Genomic DNA, 17,558 nt, shown 5'->3' on the forward strand with positions numbered 1-17,558 from the left:
ATATTCGTTAATACTACTGTTTAAACAGACCAATCAAGTGCTTCTAAAAATTCATATATATCTTCATGAAGTTGTTCTTTTTCCTTGTCCAAGGTGATTACATGTGTGGACTCTTCATACCATTTTATTTTCTTATTATCCGACTCTACTTCATTATAGATAATATTAGCGCTGTCTGTATTGATCATCTCGTCATGTCTTGCTTGAACTACAAAGGTAGGAGCATAGATCATATCGACATTTTGACGTACATCTGCAATTAAGGTTTGCAGTGCTTTCAGCGTCCCCATTGGTGTTTTTTTAAATTCTTCCATTTCTGCTTCAATTTGCTCGTGATTTTTCCCTTCAAATCTTTTATATTGACGGGCGTAATCTACCACTCCGTTATACATCGTTTCTTCGCTTTTTATGTACATTGGTGCACACATAGGAATAATACCCTTTACAGCTACAGTGTAACCCAATTTAAGGGAAAATACTCCACCAAGCGATAAGCCGCAAACAGCTACCTCCTCATATCCCTTTTCCTTGAGATGTTCATAACCTTTTAATACATCCTGCCACCAATCCTCCGGTCCAGTGTGAACGAGCTCCTCTGGGGGAACGCCATGGCCCTTATATATCGGGGCATGACAGGTATATCCCTTTTTCTCTAAAAATCTTCCAAGCATTCGAACATCAGCAGAGCTGCCCGTGAAACCATGAAGCAGCAATACAGATCTTTCCCCGCCCTCGAATGTGAATGGCTTTGGTGCAACTATTTTCATGATGTATATACTCCTTTATTGTATATGCTGTTTTTGATTAGATTGTTGTTTTTCATACATGTTCTCAAATCCTTCATTTTGCTTGTTTCGGGCCATCTTTCCTTATAAAGGTTTGATCCAAATAACAGAATAAGAAACAAAAGCAACAGGAAAACAGCCTTTTCAAATACTATCCCATATTATTTTTAACAAAGTACATACAAACATTCCAGAGATATGCCTTTAAGTGTATAAAAAAACCTGACCCATTTGTGGCCAGGTTGATTACTTGTTTATTATTCTCCAAATACAGTGACTGCTAAAGCAAAAATGAAAAATAATACCGCGAGAACAATCGTAATTCGGTGTAAAACTAAATCCATACCACGAGCTTTTTGCTTTCCAAAAAGCTGCTCCGCTCCACCAGAAATCGCTCCTGAAAGTCCAGCACTTTTACTAGACTGTAACATCACGACAAGAATTAAGGCAATAGCATCAATAATAAGCAGAGTCAAAAATAATGTATGCACGAAGACCCACCTCCTGAAAATCAATCGAGAAAGAATGCTGATTTTAGACGGTTGTCCAATCTAAGTTAAGCATCCGAAACACAAATAGTTAACTTTAATGTAACATAATCAGGAAAAAGACACAATGAATTTAATGAAATTTGGGGCATACGCGTGAATTATTTGGAGAAGTGACTGAATAATCTTCAGTTGTGCCTGAATTATCTCCAATTTCGCCTGAATTATCTTCAGTTGTGCCTGAATTATCTCCAATTTCGCCTGAATTATGATTTCACTCTGTCCATGAATCATTTTAAAAAGCTGTCAGATTTTTGATCTGACAGCTTTTTCCCTTATCTTCATTATTTTGATAAGTTATAGAATGATTTTTTGCCAAGGTATTGCGCTGTTTCACCAAGTTGATCTTCAATGCGAAGCAATTGGTTGTACTTAGCAACGCGGTCTGTACGAGAAGGTGCACCAGTTTTGATTTGACCTGCGTTTGTCGCTACAGCGATATCAGCAATAGTAGTGTCTTCTGTTTCACCAGAGCGGTGAGAAACTACTGCAGTGTAGCCTGCGCGTTTTGCCATTTCAATAGCATCAAATGTTTCTGTTAAAGTACCGATTTGGTTCACTTTAATCAAAATGGAATTTCCTACACCATTTTTAATACCTTCTGCAAGCTTTTTCGTATTTGTAACGAATAAATCGTCACCAACTAATTGAACTTTTTTACCAAGACGTTCAGTTAAAAGCTTATGACCTTCCCAGTCATTTTCATCTAAACCATCTTCAATAGAGATAATTGGATATTTAGAAGCAAGCTCTTCATACCAATCAACCATTTCAGCAGATGTCTTCACAACGCCTTCTCCGGATAGATGATATTTGCCGTCTTCTTTATTATAAAACTCAGAAGAGGCAGCATCCATTGCTAGCATAATATCTTCTCCTGGTTTGTAGCCAGCTTTTTCAATTGCTTCAATGATTGTTTGAAGTGCTTCTTCGTTGGATCCTAAGTTAGGAGCAAAACCACCTTCATCCCCAACAGCTGTGTTTAGGCCTTTTGCTTTTAATACTGATTTCAAGTTATGGAATACTTCTGCACCCATACGAAGTGCTTCTTTGAAAGTTGGAGCACCAACAGGCATAATCATGAATTCTTGAATATCAACATTATTGTCAGCATGCTCTCCACCGTTTACGATGTTCATCATTGGAGTTGGCAATTGCTTTGAGTTGAAGCCGCCAAGATATTGATATAGTTCCAATCCCAGGAAGTCTGCAGCAGCACGTGCAACCGCCATAGAAACTCCAAGGATTGCGTTAGCACCTAATTTCCCTTTGTTTTCTGTACCATCTAGTTCAATTAACACCTTGTCAATTAATACTTGCTCCGTAACGTCATAACCGATAATAGCTTCGGCAATTATTTCGTTCACATGTTCAACGGCTTTTTGTACACCTTTTCCTAAATAACGGTCTTTATCTCCATCGCGAAGCTCGACTGCTTCGTATTCACCTGTAGATGCACCGCTTGGCACTAATGCGCGGCCAAATGCTCCAGATTGTGTATAAACTTCTACTTCTACGGTTGGATTACCACGAGAGTCTAATACTTCGCGTGCATATACTTCTGTAATAAGTGACATGGTTTCAATCTCCTTTTATAAAAAAATTAATGTTTAATAAGGCTTGTGCCTGTCATTTCTTGAGGTTTCTCCACATTAAGCAAATCTAACATCGTTGGAGCTAAATCTCCAAGAATCCCGCCATCACGTAATTCAATACCTTGCTTAGTAACGATTACTGGCACTGGATTCGTAGTATGGGCAGTCATAGGCTGACCTTCCAGGGTAACAACTTCATCGGCATTGCCGTGATCGGCAGTTATAATCGCTGTTCCGCCTTTTTCTACAATCAAATCAACAATCTTCCCTAAGCATTCATCAACCGCTTCGATTGCTTTCACTGTTGGCTCAAGCATACCGGAATGACCGACCATATCAGGATTAGCAAAATTCAAGATAATTGCATCTTGCTTGTCATGTTGAATTTGGTCTAAAAGTGCCTCCGTTACCTCGTAAGCGCTCATTTCCGGCTTCAAATCATAGGTTGCAACCTTCGGTGAGTTGATCAAAATTCTTGTTTCACCTGGAAACTCCGCTTCACGTCCACCACTCATAAAGAATGTAACATGCGGATATTTCTCTGTTTCAGCAATACGAAGCTGTTTTAAGCCGTTTTGTGAAAGCACCTCACCAAGTGTATTATCAAGATTTACCGGTTTAAAAGCAACATATCCATCTACTGATTCAGAGAAAAGCGTCATACATACAAAGAATAAGTTCTCAGGGTGTTTCGTTCCACGATCAAAGGATCGGAAATCTTTGTTTGTAAATGTATTAGAAATTTGGATTGCCCGGTCAGGACGGAAGTTATAGAAGATAACGGAATCATTATCCTGAATAGTAGCAACCGGTTCTCCATTTTCCTTTGTAATGACAGAAGGTATGACGAATTCGTCATAGATACCGTGCTCATAAGAATCTTCTACAAGCTGTAATGGATCAGTATAAGTAGGACCTTCTCCGTATACCATGGCACGATAAGATTTTTCCACACGTTCCCAACGCTTATCTCGATCCATTGAGTAATAACGGCCGGAAATAGTTGCGAATTCACCAACGCCAAATTCCTTGAACTTTTCTTGTGTTTCTTTTATATACTTAGCAGCTGTTTTCGGACCAACATCACGTCCGTCTAAAAAGGCATGAACATAAACCTTATCAAGGCCTTCTTCAGCAGCGAGTTTTAATAAAGCAAACATATGATTAATATGGCTATGAACACCGCCATCAGACAAGAGCCCAAAAAGATGAAGTGCTGTTCCGTTCTTTTTCGCATGCTCAATCGCTTCTACAAGGGTTGGATTCTTTTCGAATTCACCTTCACGAATGGCCACATTTACTCTTGTTAGGCTTTGATACACAACTCGTCCTGCACCAATGTTAAGATGGCCAACTTCGGAGTTTCCCATTTGTCCTTCTGGTAATCCAACTGCCTCGCCGCTCGCTGTAAGAGTATGATGTGGGTATTCATTCCAATAGCGGTCAAAATTTGGCTTTTTCGCATGAGAGACAGCATTTCCTTTTGTTTCACTGCGAAGACCAAACCCATCCAAAATGATGAGTGCAACTGGAGATTTACTCATGACTTACCGCCTCCAAAAGCTGAAGGAATGATTGTGGTTCCAGGCTTGCGCCACCAACTAATGCGCCATCGATATCTGGCTGGGACATGTATTCCTTAATATTAGCTGGCTTAACACTGCCGCCGTATTGAATTCTAATGGCATCTGCCGCTTCTTTAGAAAAATTGTCAGCTACTACACTACGAATATGGGCACATACTTCATTTGCATCCTCTGCTGTAGAAGATTTGCCTGTACCAATAGCCCAGATTGGTTCATAGGCAATAACCGTTTGTTTCACTTGTTCTTCAGTAAGCCCAGTTAAAGCTTGCTTCACTTGTGAACCAACAAGTTTTTTTGTTTCGTTGTTTTCCCTCTGCGAAAGAGTTTCACCAACACAAACAATTGGTGTTAAATGATATTTGAATGCAGATAAAACCTTCTTATTGACTGCTTCATCTGTTTCATTAAACATTTCACGGCGTTCGGAATGACCTAGAATAACATAATCCACACCAAGGTCTTCCAGTGCTTTTGGACTGGTTTCACCGGTAAAAGCACCACTTTCCTCATAATGCATGTTTTGTGCCCCAATTTTTACATCATAGTCCTTTGTAATCTCGATTAGACGCTCTAAAAATAATGCAGGAGAACAAATGACAGAATCCACTACATCCGTACTAGGTACAAGACCTTTTACTTCTGTTGCAAATGCAGTTGCCTCCGGTAATGTTTTGAACATTTTCCAATTTCCTGCGATAATCGGCTTGCGCATTTTCATTCTTCCCTTCTATTGCAAGAATTCCTTTGGCTCTTTTATTGACTTTGTTGTTTTTCAGACGAAAATCTTAATAATGCCATAATTTTTGGTTATAAAATAATCTTTTTCATAAAAGATGCCCCAAGCTAAGACTATATTAAGATTTATAACAGTATACGAAAACCAACAGGTTAAAATCAGCTTTGAGATTTTAACAGTCTATACGAAAACAGCCATTACTTATCATTTAAAGCTGCTACTCCAGGTAACGTTTTCCCTTCCATGAATTCGAGGGATGCCCCGCCTCCTGTAGAAATATGGTCCATTTTATCGGCAAGATGGAATTTCTCCACTGCAGCTGCAGAATCTCCACCGCCAATTACTGAATATGTATGTTCAGCATCAGCCAATGCTTGGGCCACACCTTTTGTTCCATTTGCGAAGGACTCTAATTCAAAGACACCCATTGGTCCGTTCCAAATAACAAGCTTGGAGCTTTGGATTACGTCTTTGTAGATTTCAACGGTTTTCGGACCGATATCTAACGCTTCCCAATCAGACGGAATTTCTTCAATGGAAACAACCTTTTTATTAGCAGAATCAGAGAAATCATCTGCTACAATGACATCAACTGGCATATAAAACTTCACATTTTTTTGCTCCGCTTTTTCCATGAATGATTTCGCTAAATCAATTTTATCCTCTTCCAACAAGGACTTTCCAACTTCGAAGCCTTTAGCCTTCACAAATGTATAAGCTAGACCGCCACCAATAATGAGATTGTCGACTTTGTCTAATAGATTGTCGATGACACCGATTTTGTCCTTGACCTTTGCTCCCCCAATAATAGCAGTGAAAGGACGCTCTGGATTGGATAGAGCTTTGCCTAATACCTCTAATTCTTTTTCCATCAAGAAGCCGCATACTGCAGGCAAGAATTTTGCAATTCCTTCTGTTGAAGCGTGTGCACGATGTGCCGCACCAAATGCATCATTCACATAAATTTCGGCAAGCTCAGCAAAAGCCTTTGCAAGCTCAGGATCATTTTTCTCCTCACCAGGATAAAAACGTACATTTTCTAAAAGTAGAACATCACCATTCTCCAGCTTTTCTACATCGCTTTTGGCAATTTCTCCATATGCTTCATTTGATTTACGAATGTCCTTCTTTAAAAGCTCACTCAGACGTTTCGCAACAGGAGTTAATCTTAGCTCCTCTACTACTTTTCCTTTTGGACGACCTAAATGGCTGGCAAGGATAACCTTTGCCCCTTGCTCGATTAAATATTGAATTGTTGGCAATGCAGCACGAATTCGCGTATCATCCGTTACATTTCCATTTTCAAGCGGAACGTTAAAATCAACACGGCAAAATACACGTTTTCCTGCTAAATCGATATCTTTTATCGTTTTTTTGTCCATTATTAGCGCCTCCTTATATAAAAAAAAGAGTGGGGAATGTTCCCCGCTCCCCTGATTCTCCCTTTTTTATTATAGATGTCAGGACCATAAATATCCATCAAAATTTTCAAAAAGTATAACACATAAATAGAATTAATATATCATATTAATGGTTATTATAATCCTTTTTGAGCAATATAATCAGCTAAATCTACAACACGATTAGAATAGCCTGTTTCATTATCATACCAAGAAAGAACTTTTACCATATTATTATCTAAGACCATTGTAGATAATCCATCAACTGTAGATGAAACAGTAGATCCATTATAGTCTCTAGAAACTAATGGAAGATCATTGTATGCAAGAATTCCTTTTAATTCGCCTTCAGCAGCTTCTTTTAAAGCAGCATTTACTTCTTCAGCTGTAACTGTTTTATCAAGTTCAGCAACAAGATCTACTACAGAAACGTTAGATGTAGGAACACGCATAGCCATACCATTTAATTTACCTTTAAGTTCTGGTAAAACAAGGGCAACAGCTTTAGCAGCACCTGTTGTAGTTGGAATAATGTTTTCCGCTGCTGCACGTGCACGACGATAATCCTTGTGTGGTAAATCAAGAATTTGTTGGTCATTTGTGTATGAGTGAACAGTTGTCATCATACCGCGTTTAATTCCAAATTTTTCATTAAGCACTTTTGCGAATGGTGCAAGACAGTTTGTAGTACATGATGCATTGGAAATTACACTGTGATTTTTAGAATCATATTTATCTTCATTAACACCCATTACGATGGTAATGTCCTCATCTGTTGCAGGTGCAGAGATGATTACTTTTTTAGCTCCTGCTTCTAAGTGCTTCGCTGCATCCGCGCGTTTTGTAAAACGACCTGTTGATTCTACTACGATATCAACGCCTAGATCTCCCCAGCCAAGTTGTGCAGGATCGCGTTCCGCAAGAACCTTCACTTTATGTCCGCCTACTACTAAGGAATCTCCATCTACAGTTACTGTTTCTTCTAGTGTTCCATGAACACTGTCATATTGTAAAAGATGTGCTAACATATTTGCATCTGTTAAATCATTTACTGCCACAATTTCTACATTAGGATTTTTTAATGCTGCACGAAATACATTACGTCCGATTCGACCAAAACCATTAATACCAACTTTTACTGCCATTTATATTTCCTCCTTTGGATTATAAACCTTTTAATATATTTCAAAAGGGATAGTCCCTTTTAAAAGAAACCATTAAGTATACGAGTCTTACTAATTCTAGGATAAATTTAGTATTTCCTTAGCTGCCCCTTCATCTGTAATCAATACAGTTGATTTAGTAGTAGCTTTCATAAACGCTTTTATTGCCTTTGCCTTTGATGTTCCACCGGCTACGGCAAGGACATTCTTCACTTTGGGCAAATCATTTAATTGAAGACCGATTGTAGGTACCTTATGAACAATATCCCCATCTTCATTGAAATAATAACCGAATGCCTCCCCAACAGCATGACCATCGATGATTTTACGCATATCCTCTTCTTTGGTTTTCCTGCGTTTAGCCATCGTATGGGCATCGCCAATACCATGAAGCACGATATTTGCATTTTTAATTAGATGCAGAACCTCATTAATCATCGGTTCTTTTACAATGGAATCATACACTTCCTTACTGACCTGGTCTGGAACATATAGAACACGATGCTGGGAACCAGTATTTTCTGCCATTTTGGCACAAATCGTATTTGCTTGGTTTTTAACATCCTCTCCAATTCCCCCTCTTGCAGGGACGAAAATAATTTCATTCTCGGTAAAATTGGATGTTAACATGTCCGCAACAGTAGCCATTGTAGTCCCGCCTGTAACAGCTATGATATTTTTCCCGTCAAGATGAAGTTTCATTCTCTTTGCACATGCCCTGCCAAGTTCACCTTTGACCCAAGGGGTTTCATCACTGTTTCCCGGTACGATGACAACTTCCTGAAGGTTCAATATTTTTTTTAATTGCTCTTCCATTTCATTAATACCCGTAATCTCTCTCATCATACTTTCCAAATCCTGCAATACCTTTAAGCCTTGGTCCGTGACACTCATTCCGGATGACTGGATGGAAATAAGCTTTTGATCTTTTAAAAACTCCACTTCACTTCGCAACACTCTTTCTGAATGTCCAAGCTCCCCTGCTAAAGTTCTTCTACCAACAGGTTCCATAAAATAGATTGATTTTAAGATCTGATATCGTTTTTGCATAGTGGAAAGCAAATCGGGTAATAATTTTTTTTGAACCTCAATGAATGAGTACATCTTCCATTGCCCCTTTTTCTTTACATCGGGTCAAAAAGAGTCCCGCATAGACATATTATGTCCCGTTACCTCGAAAAAAAATACCCTTGCTACAATTTTTATTTTAGCAAGGGTATTTTTATAATTCAACTAAATTGCATCAACTTTTTTTCGTAAACATTCACTAACGGTAAAAGAATCGATTTGTCCATATTGAATAATTTCCCCGTCTATTTCGACGACCGGAATCATCAATCCAAAATTTTGCGTCCATTCGTCGTTGCTATCAATATCTTTTTCTTTAATTTCAAATGAATAATCCTGCTGTAATTCCTGAAGAATGATCCTTGCATCTTCGCAAAGATGACATTGCTTTCTTGAGTAAAGTATCACTTGCTGCACTCGTATTGCTCCTTTCCTACACAAAACGCCTCCGTTTTGATGAAGGTAGTATCTTCAATTGATCCCTGTACTTCGCAACCGTTCTTCTGGAAACAACTATCCCTTCACCATGTAAATGCTCCACAATCGCCTGGTCAGAAAGTGGTTTTATTTTATCTTCGTGCTGGATTAAATATGCAATTTTATTTTTCACCTGAACTGCGGATGCATTTGATTCCTCTAGGCTGAGTAAAGCTGCTGAAAAAAAATATTTCAATTCAAAGGTTCCAAAAGGGGTCTGGATATATTTTTCCCGAACGGCCCTGCTGACAGTTGACTCATGAGTTCCAATCTCATCTGCTACTTCCTTCATGGTCATAGGCTTTAAGTATTCCTTTCCTTTAAGAAAGAAGTTCACTTGTTTTTGCAAAATAGAAGAGCCCACCTTTAACAATGTTTCCTTCCGCTGCTCAAGCCCTTTCATTAACCAATGAAAATCATGAGATTTTTCCTTAAGAAACTGTTTCACTTGGCTATCCTTATAGGATGACATCATTGTATAATAATCCCTTTGAAATTGCACACGTGGTAAATGCTTTTCAAAAAGCTGCACTCCGAGCATCGACTGATCAAACGTTACAATTAGATCCGGCACTACATAAGAAGGGCGTTCGGTAATAAATTGTGCCCCAGGTCTCGGATCCAAGGTCTGAATAAAATCTGCAGCTTCTTGAATCTGCCCAATACTGACACTTAATTGCTTAGCAATGATTTTCCACCTTTTTTCAGCAAAGTCCATAAAGTGGTCTTGAAGAATCTCTTTTACTACAGGCGGACAGTTTCTTTTTTTATTCGCTTGCAGCAATAAACATTCCTGCAAGCTTTGGGCACCGACTCCTACTGGCTCAAGTGACTGTAAAAAATGAATCGCTTTATTTAATTCCTCTTCCGTTACTTGGAGAGTAATCAATCCTTCTTGTTTATCTATTGTTAAATACCCATTCGAATCGAGATTATAAATAAGATAATATATGACTTTCTGTTCACTATTTGTTAGCGCTTTCAAATTGGTTTGAAATAATAAATATTCTTGCAATGTTCCTGACCGATGAGCAATTTGCTGCATCCAATCTTTATCATCCTTCTCCATCGCTCTAAATTTGCTTTTCTTTGTATAGTCAAAATGAGGGTCCATTAACTTAATATTTGAATTTTCTAATTGTATAAGGGGATTTTCAAGTGCTTTTGATTCCAAAAAAGAGGATAATTCCTGTGCAGAATATTGTAATATTTGTATAGCCTGCTTTAATTCTTGTGTCATGGTCAATTTTAATGACTGTTGCTGCAAAATCCCAATTTGCATATCCATAAAAAACATCCCCTTTCTAGGTTTATTTTACACCAGATTCATTGTTTCGTATATTATTTTTCTTTTTTTCGAAGGCGCTAAAGTATTATGAATATTGGGTTAATCTGTATTTTATATGAAATAACTGGACTAAAATCCTGAAAAAATAGATTGGCAGATTGATTGAAAAATAGGTAAAATATACTGGTATCCTCGGCTTATTTCAAGTTTAAGGGAGAGTTGGCATGAGTGAATTAAAAATGGAAACTACACTCGCAACAAGATCAAGCAGACGTCGAAAACGAAGCAAAAAACGCATTTGGCGAATAATTGGAGCTATTTTTTTAACATCCTTTTTGCTAGGATGCATTTTTATATATACAACAGATACTGGATTGCAATTAAGAAAAATGCTTGTCGGAACTGTTTTGTCTACACAGCATGCTAGATATGCAAAATACTTAGGGTTTTTGCTCACAAAAACGGAAATGGAGGAATTGCTCAAGGCATTCCACCATCCTCCTACCGCCCAATCAACAGTGACAGGAATGGACCCTAATAAAAAAGAAAAACTTTCAGTTCGAGTGGATACAATCGAAACATCTAATTACACAGCAAAGGTATTAATTATTTCTGATCCTACAAAGGTTCACCTTGTTCAATCAAGACTCAGCAACAAGGGCCAGCCGCTATCTGATTTGATAAAAGAAAATAACGGGATTGCAGGCATTAATGGCGGAGGCTTTGTAGATCGGGGGGGAACCGGATCAGGAGGAACGGCGACAGGAATCGTTATTAGTAAGGGGGATGTCCTTACCTCACCAAGAGGAAATCGTAATACTCCTCTTCTTGTAGGAGGATTTCTAAAGGATGGTCAATTTATTACTGGGAAATATTCCGTAAATGAACTTTTGAATCTTGGCGTAACGGATGCCGTGAGCTTTGGTCCTCAATTGATTGTGGATGGGGTGAATCGTGTTACATCCAGTATCGATGGCGCTTGGGGCTGGGCACCTCGAACAGCTATTGGGCAAGCAAAGGACGGCAGTGTAATAATGATTATTACGGATGGACGCTTTTATTGGGATAAAACACATCGTGGTGCATCTATGTCCGATATGGCCGGTATGTTTGAAAAGTATCATGTAACGAATGCTATTGCTATGGATGGCGGAGGATCTACAACGATGATCTATAATGAGCAATTGCTATTAAAGCCTGCAACGGACACAGCGGTAGGAATGCGTTACCTGCCAAATGCTTGGGTAGTAATTCCTTAAAAAAATGAAAAAACACACCTTTCTAAATAGGAAGGTGTGTTTTTTATGTAGCGCCCTCGGAGGGAATCGAACCCCCATTTTAAGAACCGGAATCTTACGTGCTATCCGTTGCACCACGAGGGCATTTTAGAACTGTACGATTTTTAATTATAGTCCAGAAATCAGTTTATTGCAAGTAATTTTCTCGTTTAAAATAGACCGAATTTGTTAATGATGAATAAAGGATATTTTTATTTGTACAATAAATGGTTGATAGATTTCCTTGAATATTTCATCTGGATTTTAAAAGTAGCTTTAAGGTATTCGCCTTTCCCAAGTTTTTTTAAAATTATAAGCGATTCGTTTGACCTTTATTGACCATTAGTGTATGATGTTAAGTACATGAGGATGAATTTTCCTTAATAACCATTCGGGTTTGTATTGCCCTGAATAATGAAAAAATGTTAGGAGGAGAAAGTATGAACTTAATCCCTACAGTTATTGAACAAACCAATCGTGGAGAGCGCGCATATGATATTTACTCCCGATTGTTAAAAGATCGCATCATTATGCTAGGCAGTGCCATTGATGATCAAGTAGCAAATTCGATTGTTGCTCAATTATTATTCTTAGATGCTGAAAATCCTGAAAAAGATATATCCCTTTATATCAATAGCCCAGGCGGAAGCATTACAGCAGGTATGGCGATTTATGATACAATGCAGTACATTAAATCAGATGTTCAAACTATTTGTATTGGTATGGCTGCATCGATGGGAGCTTTCCTGCTTGCTGCTGGGGAAAAAGGCAAGCGTATTGCCTTACCTAACAGTGAAGTAATGATCCATCAACCACTTGGCGGTGCTCAAGGCCAAGCAACCGAAATCGAAATTGCTGCAAAACGTATTTTGTTCTTACGTGAAAAACTAAATACCATTCTCTCAGAACGCACTGGACAGCCACTTGAAGTAATCAGCAGGGATACCGATCGTGATAACTTCATGACAGCTGAAAAGGCATTGGAATATGGCTTAGTGGATAAAATTATTACGCGTAATGAATTAGATACGAAAAAATAATCAAGAAATCAAGATAGCCTTTGAAATTAAAAGGCTATTTTTTTTTGCCTTGAATAGATATAGAACTAAGTTTTCTTGCATGCTATGCGGGTTGTATTATGGAGGATTGTTTATAGTTCAGCTAATTATACGAGTTCATTTTATTAGAGATATTCTTCCTTGTTCGTTCGGTTTTTTTTCAATTGAACCTTGATATGAGACATTTTAACCTGACTGCTCCGGAATTTGTCCTTCATCCCCCTTATGAAAGACATTTTGGCTTCGCCTCTCACATATTTTGTCCTTCATCCCCCTTATGAAAGACATTTTGGCTCCGCCGCTCACATATTTTGTCCTTCATCCCCCTTATGAAAGACATTTTGGCCTCGCCTCTCACATATTTTGTCCTTCATCCCCCTTATGAAAGACATTTTGGCTTCGTCGCTCACATATTTTGTCCTTCATCCCCCTTATGAAAGACATTTTGGCTTCGCCGCTCACACATTTTGTCCTTCATCCCTCTTATGAAAGACATTTTGGCTTCGCCTCTCACATATTTTGTCCTTCATCCCCATCGTGAGAAATTCCCAAACTCCGCCCTATCACATATTTTGTCCTTCAACCAACATCACATTCTCACCACAAAAACGCTCATCCCATCATGAAAAAAACAGGCAACTAAACCGAACCCCCGCAGTTTAGTTACCTGTAACATATCATTTCATATTAATTTTCGTCTTCAATGAATTTCGTTAATTGATGGACAGCTTCTTTTTCATCATGACCGCTTGCGCTAAGAGTTACGATTGCACCAGCTCCTGCGGCAAGGCTCATTAAGCCCATGATGCTTTTTGCATTTACTTTTTTACCGTCTTTCTCTAAAAAAATTTCAGATGAGAAACGATTTGCCTCTTGAACGAACATTGCGGCCGGACGTGCCTGCAAGCCAGATTTTCGTTTAACCTCCACTTGTTTTTCTTCCATTTCGACTCCCCCTCCATGTTACTTTTAGTTTAGGCTGTTTTTAATTGTATAAGTGATAAATTCTAATATAGACTTAACTTCGGGGCATCTTTTCTTAAGGATTTTTCATTCTTAACAAACAACTAGGTTTTTGTTAAGAGCAGCATGTTTAAGAAAAGTGCCTTTATTTATTTGAAATTGATAAATCTCCTGCCCGCAGCTTTTCTGCAATTTCATCAATCTTTCTGAGCCGATGATTAATCCCAGATTTGCTGATTGCTCCACCGGAAACCATTTCACCTAGCTCCTTTAACGTTACATCCTGATATGCTACCCGCAGTTCAGCAATTTCCCGTAATTTTTCCGGCAAAATCTGGAGACCTACCGTCGATTCAATATAGCGTATATTTTCTACCTGCCTCAAGGATGCACCGATTGTTTTATTTAAGTTTGCAGTTTCGCAGTTGACGAGTCTGTTTACAGAATTTCGCATATCACGAACAATCCGAACATCCTCGAAACGTAATAATGCACTGTGTGCTCCAACTACATTCAGAAATTCCGTAATTTTTTCCGCTTCCTTTAAATAAGTAATGAACCCTTTTTTTCTTTCAAGTGTTTTACTATTTAAGCCAAAAGAATTCATTAATTCACATAGTGAATCATTATGCTCCTTATATAAAGAGAAAATCTCTAAATGATAGGAAGACGTTTCCGGATTATTGACCGATCCACCGGCTAAGAACGCTCCCCTTAAATAGGAGCGCTTACAGCATTTCTTTTTTACTAAGTTCGGTGAAATATGATGTTCAAATGTAAAATTCTCGCCTAAAATTTGCAAATCCTCCAGTATATCTTTTGCCATGCTTTTTAAACGGACAATGTAGACATTATTCTTTTTAAGGCGCATTTTTTTTCGTACTAGCAATTCAACTGGGGCATCATATATTTTTTTAATAAGGATATATATCCTGCGTGCAATGGCAGCATTTTCCGTCTGCACATTTACAACTAATTGTCTATTAGAAAAGGATAACGAACCATTCATCCTAATTAGTGCGGAGAGTTCCGCCTTAGCACAACAATCCTTCACTTGTAAATTGGTTAATTCCTTTTTAGTTTCCGATGCGAATGACAACCCCAAAACCTCCAATAAGTGAAAATGGACCTTCGATTTCCATTAACTCTGTTTCAACAAATTATATAATATACGGGCTACCTTCTCTGTATCGTGGCGAATTAATCCATTTTCATATGTCAATATTTGCTCATAAATAACATCCAAACCTAGATCAATAAGCTTATCTACATCATATACAACAGGCTTTGCCAATTCTTCCTTATATCGAACCTGTATATGGTGAGGTATTTCCTCATTATTTACTAAAATAGTATCGATAAATTTACATCCTAAATGCTTATAGATCGCCTCTACATGATCACTTGCCGAATAGTCAAGGGTTTCTCCTGCTTGAGTCATTAGGTTACAAATATATACCTTCTTTGCCTTCGCCCGGCATACTTCTTCCCCAAGCTGAGGAACAATTAGATTAGGTAATATACTTGTATATAGGCTTCCTGGGCCGACAACAATTAAATCTGCTTGTCGGATCTCTCTAATAGTTTCTGAAAGTGGATATATAACCTCGGGAGTTAAAAATACACGATTAATCTTTTTACCTGAAAATGGTATTTTGGACTCTCCGGATACGATTGTTCCGTCTGTCATTTCTGCATGGAGGACAACACTTTGATTTGCAGCAGGCAAAACCTTCCCATTTACATTTAAAACCTTGCTCATCTCTTGGACTGCATGGACAAAGTTACCGGTTATAGAAGTTAAAGCTGCTATAATCAAATTTCCTAAGGAATGTCCTGATAATTCATGATCTGTTTTAAAACGGTGCTGAAACATTTGCTCCACTAATGGCTCTACATCTGATAATGCAGCCAATACATTTCGTATATCACCGGGAGATGGCATATCCATTTCTTCCCGAATTCTACCGGAGCTGCCACCATCATCGGCCACCGTTACTATAGCGGTAATATCAACTGGATATTTCTTAATACCCCTTAATAAAACGGGCAATCCGGTTCCCCCACCAATAATAACGATTTTAGGCTTTTTTTCCGCTTTCATGCTGTTGTTTCCCTTCTATATGCTTAATATCCCTATGGGAAATGCACGTTTGATATTCCTTTTCAAAATAATGACCAATATACTCCGTTAATGCTACTGAACGATGCTGACCGCCAGTACAGCCTATCGCTATTACTAGTTGGCTTTTTCCCTCGCGTTTATAATGAGGAAGCATGAAGGAAAGCAAATCAGTTATTTTTTCAAGGAATTTTTGCGTCTCATTCCATTTTAATACATAATCATATACCTCTTGATCAAGCCCCGTTTTTGGGCGCATATGCTGTATATAATATGGATTCGGCAAGAAACGGACATCAAATACTAAATCCGCATCAATAGGAATCCCATGTTTAAATCCAAATGACATTACATTCACTGTAAAAGTTGCTTGTTTATTAATTGAAAACTCTGTTAGAATTTTTTCCCTTAGTTCCCGCGGTGACATTTTCGATGTATTATATAAAATTTGGGCACGACCCTTTAGTTCCTCTAAAAGCATTCTCTCCTGAGCAATGCCTTCCAGCGGCAATCCTGTAGGAGACAATGGATGCAGTCGCCTTGTCTCTTTGTATCTTCTTACTAAGACGGAATCATCAGCATTAAGGAACAGAATTTTTGGCGAGACCCATGAAATTTCTGCTAATTCATCTAATGCTTTAAACAAGGAATCAAAAAATTCTCTCCCACGAAGGTCCATGCCAAGAGCCACTTTATTCATTTTATTATTAGAATCCTTCATTAGCTCCAAAAATTTTGGAAGCAATGTCGGCGGCAAGTTATCAACACAAAAGAATCCTAAATCCTCGAAGCTTTGTATGGCAACTGTTTTTCCAGCCCCAGACATGCCTGTAATGATAACTAATTGTACATTATTTGCATCTGTGCTCATGATCATGTCCCCCCGTAAATAAAGAACCCTCTATAAAAATTCCATTAAGAATGATTGAAAATAATAATATTTTAAGCTTCCATCCTAAAGCATGTGTATTATGCTTTAACTAGGATCTATGCGATATGAAATAAGCTCGAAGTCTGGTGTATATGTAAATTGGCCATAAATGATGCCTTTTCCATGGATAAGGTAATCAAGTATATGATAATCACCTTTTGCCATCGGAAGATTATTCACTTCATCAATCGGGTGCCAAGCCAAAGTTCCTTCCTCCGAAGTCTCCAGCTGCATACCATCAAAGTCCTTTGCCACAAAGGAAAACATCATCCACTCCGAGACTACATTTTCCTTCTCCATAATGATAAAGGTAAAAACTCCCTTTAATGTAGGTTGTTTTAAATAGATTCCGGTTTCTTCCCGGTATTCCCGAATAACGGCTTCCCGAATAGATTCACCCTGCTCCATTTTGCCGCCGGGAGCTACCCACCAATTACGCCTTGGCTTCTGCAGCAGCAAGATTTTCTGATTGTTTATTAATACACAATTTGTAACACGCTGCACACTCTCACCTCGCCTACTGTCTATTCTCAAGGCAGACTCTTACTATTTCCAATAACG

Annotated in this window: 17 protein-coding genes and 1 tRNA gene; 2 read left to right on the plus strand and 16 right to left on the minus strand. The window is 38.3% G+C overall.

Going from position 1 to position 17,558, the window contains the following annotated elements; all coding sequences use genetic code 11:
• Positions 1 to 20 precede the first annotated feature (20 nt).
• The 10 genes from KHA87_RS12180 to rpoN form a co-directional block, all read right to left on the minus strand.
• Positions 21 to 767 (minus strand): alpha/beta hydrolase, encoded by a 747-nt coding sequence (locus KHA87_RS12180; protein WP_213094442.1) that lies wholly within the window; start codon positions 765 to 767, stop codon positions 21 to 23.
• 275 nt (positions 768 to 1,042) lie between these two features.
• On the minus strand, positions 1,043 to 1,276 hold the full coding sequence (secG, locus tag KHA87_RS12185; RefSeq protein ID WP_213094443.1) for a preprotein translocase subunit SecG: 234 nt from the start codon (positions 1,274 to 1,276) through the stop codon (positions 1,043 to 1,045).
• A gap of 341 nt (positions 1,277 to 1,617) precedes the next feature.
• Complete coding sequence (eno, locus tag KHA87_RS12190; protein WP_213094444.1) at positions 1,618 to 2,910, minus strand: phosphopyruvate hydratase; 1,293 nt, start codon at positions 2,908 to 2,910, stop codon at positions 1,618 to 1,620.
• A gap of 26 nt (positions 2,911 to 2,936) precedes the next feature.
• Positions 2,937 to 4,472 (minus strand): 2,3-bisphosphoglycerate-independent phosphoglycerate mutase, encoded by a 1,536-nt coding sequence (gene gpmI / locus KHA87_RS12195; RefSeq protein WP_213094445.1) that lies wholly within the window; start codon positions 4,470 to 4,472, stop codon positions 2,937 to 2,939.
• Positions 4,465 to 5,226 (minus strand): triose-phosphate isomerase, encoded by a 762-nt coding sequence (tpiA, locus tag KHA87_RS12200; RefSeq protein ID WP_213095151.1) that lies wholly within the window; start codon positions 5,224 to 5,226, stop codon positions 4,465 to 4,467. The genes gpmI and tpiA overlap by 8 nt, the downstream gene beginning before the upstream one ends.
• A gap of 221 nt (positions 5,227 to 5,447) precedes the next feature.
• Positions 5,448 to 6,632: a phosphoglycerate kinase gene (locus KHA87_RS12205; protein ID WP_213094446.1), complete on the minus strand. Its 1,185-nt coding sequence runs from the start codon at positions 6,630 to 6,632 to the stop codon at positions 5,448 to 5,450.
• Between the two features lie 155 nt (positions 6,633 to 6,787).
• Complete coding sequence (gene gap / locus KHA87_RS12210; RefSeq protein WP_213094447.1) at positions 6,788 to 7,795, minus strand: type I glyceraldehyde-3-phosphate dehydrogenase; 1,008 nt, start codon at positions 7,793 to 7,795, stop codon at positions 6,788 to 6,790.
• 96 nt (positions 7,796 to 7,891) lie between these two features.
• Entirely contained in the window at positions 7,892 to 8,917 is a 1,026-nt protein-coding gene (locus KHA87_RS12215) for a sugar-binding transcriptional regulator (protein WP_213094448.1), read from the minus strand.
• A gap of 129 nt (positions 8,918 to 9,046) precedes the next feature.
• Positions 9,047 to 9,298: a glutaredoxin family protein gene (locus tag KHA87_RS12220; RefSeq protein ID WP_213094449.1), complete on the minus strand. Its 252-nt coding sequence runs from the start codon at positions 9,296 to 9,298 to the stop codon at positions 9,047 to 9,049.
• A 16-nt stretch (positions 9,299 to 9,314) separates the two neighbouring features.
• A complete protein-coding gene (rpoN, locus tag KHA87_RS12225) occupies positions 9,315 to 10,646 on the minus strand; it encodes an RNA polymerase factor sigma-54 (protein ID WP_213094450.1) in 1,332 nt (443 codons plus the stop codon).
• A gap of 224 nt (positions 10,647 to 10,870) precedes the next feature.
• Here rpoN and KHA87_RS12230 point away from each other — a divergent pair, with 224 nt between their 5' ends.
• Complete coding sequence (locus tag KHA87_RS12230) at positions 10,871 to 11,905, plus strand: phosphodiester glycosidase family protein (protein ID WP_213094451.1); 1,035 nt, start codon at positions 10,871 to 10,873, stop codon at positions 11,903 to 11,905.
• 51 nt (positions 11,906 to 11,956) lie between these two features.
• Here the strand turns inward: KHA87_RS12230 and KHA87_RS12235 are convergent.
• Positions 11,957 to 12,028: transfer RNA gene (locus KHA87_RS12235), tRNA-Arg, on the minus strand.
• 317 nt (positions 12,029 to 12,345) lie between these two features.
• On the opposite strand from KHA87_RS12235, the gene clpP reads away from it, so the two are divergent.
• A complete protein-coding gene (clpP, locus tag KHA87_RS12240) occupies positions 12,346 to 12,963 on the plus strand; it encodes an ATP-dependent Clp endopeptidase proteolytic subunit ClpP (protein ID WP_213094452.1) in 618 nt (205 codons plus the stop codon).
• A gap of 705 nt (positions 12,964 to 13,668) precedes the next feature.
• Here clpP and KHA87_RS12245 read toward each other — a convergent pair.
• The 5 genes from KHA87_RS12245 to KHA87_RS12265 all read right to left on the minus strand — a co-directional run bounded on the left by KHA87_RS12245 (position 13,669) and on the right by KHA87_RS12265 (position 17,501).
• The gene (locus tag KHA87_RS12245) at positions 13,669 to 13,926 is read right to left on the minus strand and encodes an HPr family phosphocarrier protein (RefSeq protein ID WP_213094453.1); all 258 of its coding nucleotides are present in this window, start codon (positions 13,924 to 13,926) and stop codon (positions 13,669 to 13,671) included.
• 163 nt (positions 13,927 to 14,089) lie between these two features.
• On the minus strand, positions 14,090 to 15,043 hold the full coding sequence (gene whiA, locus KHA87_RS12250) for a DNA-binding protein WhiA (protein ID WP_213094454.1): 954 nt from the start codon (positions 15,041 to 15,043) through the stop codon (positions 14,090 to 14,092).
• Between the two features lie 42 nt (positions 15,044 to 15,085).
• Entirely contained in the window at positions 15,086 to 16,048 is a 963-nt protein-coding gene (locus KHA87_RS12255; RefSeq protein WP_213094455.1) for a gluconeogenesis factor YvcK family protein, read from the minus strand.
• Positions 16,026 to 16,937, minus strand: coding sequence for an RNase adapter RapZ (gene rapZ / locus KHA87_RS12260; protein ID WP_213094456.1), 912 nt, complete (start codon positions 16,935 to 16,937; stop codon positions 16,026 to 16,028). The genes KHA87_RS12255 and rapZ overlap by 23 nt, the downstream gene beginning before the upstream one ends.
• A 105-nt stretch (positions 16,938 to 17,042) precedes the next feature.
• Complete coding sequence (locus KHA87_RS12265) at positions 17,043 to 17,501, minus strand: NUDIX hydrolase (protein ID WP_213094457.1); 459 nt, start codon at positions 17,499 to 17,501, stop codon at positions 17,043 to 17,045.
• Between the last annotated feature and the right edge of the window lie 57 nt (positions 17,502 to 17,558).

Origin of the sequence: Bacillus sp. FJAT-49736 (assembly GCF_018343615.1) — a bacterium.
GTDB lineage: Bacteria > Bacillota > Bacilli > Bacillales > Bacillaceae_C > Margalitia.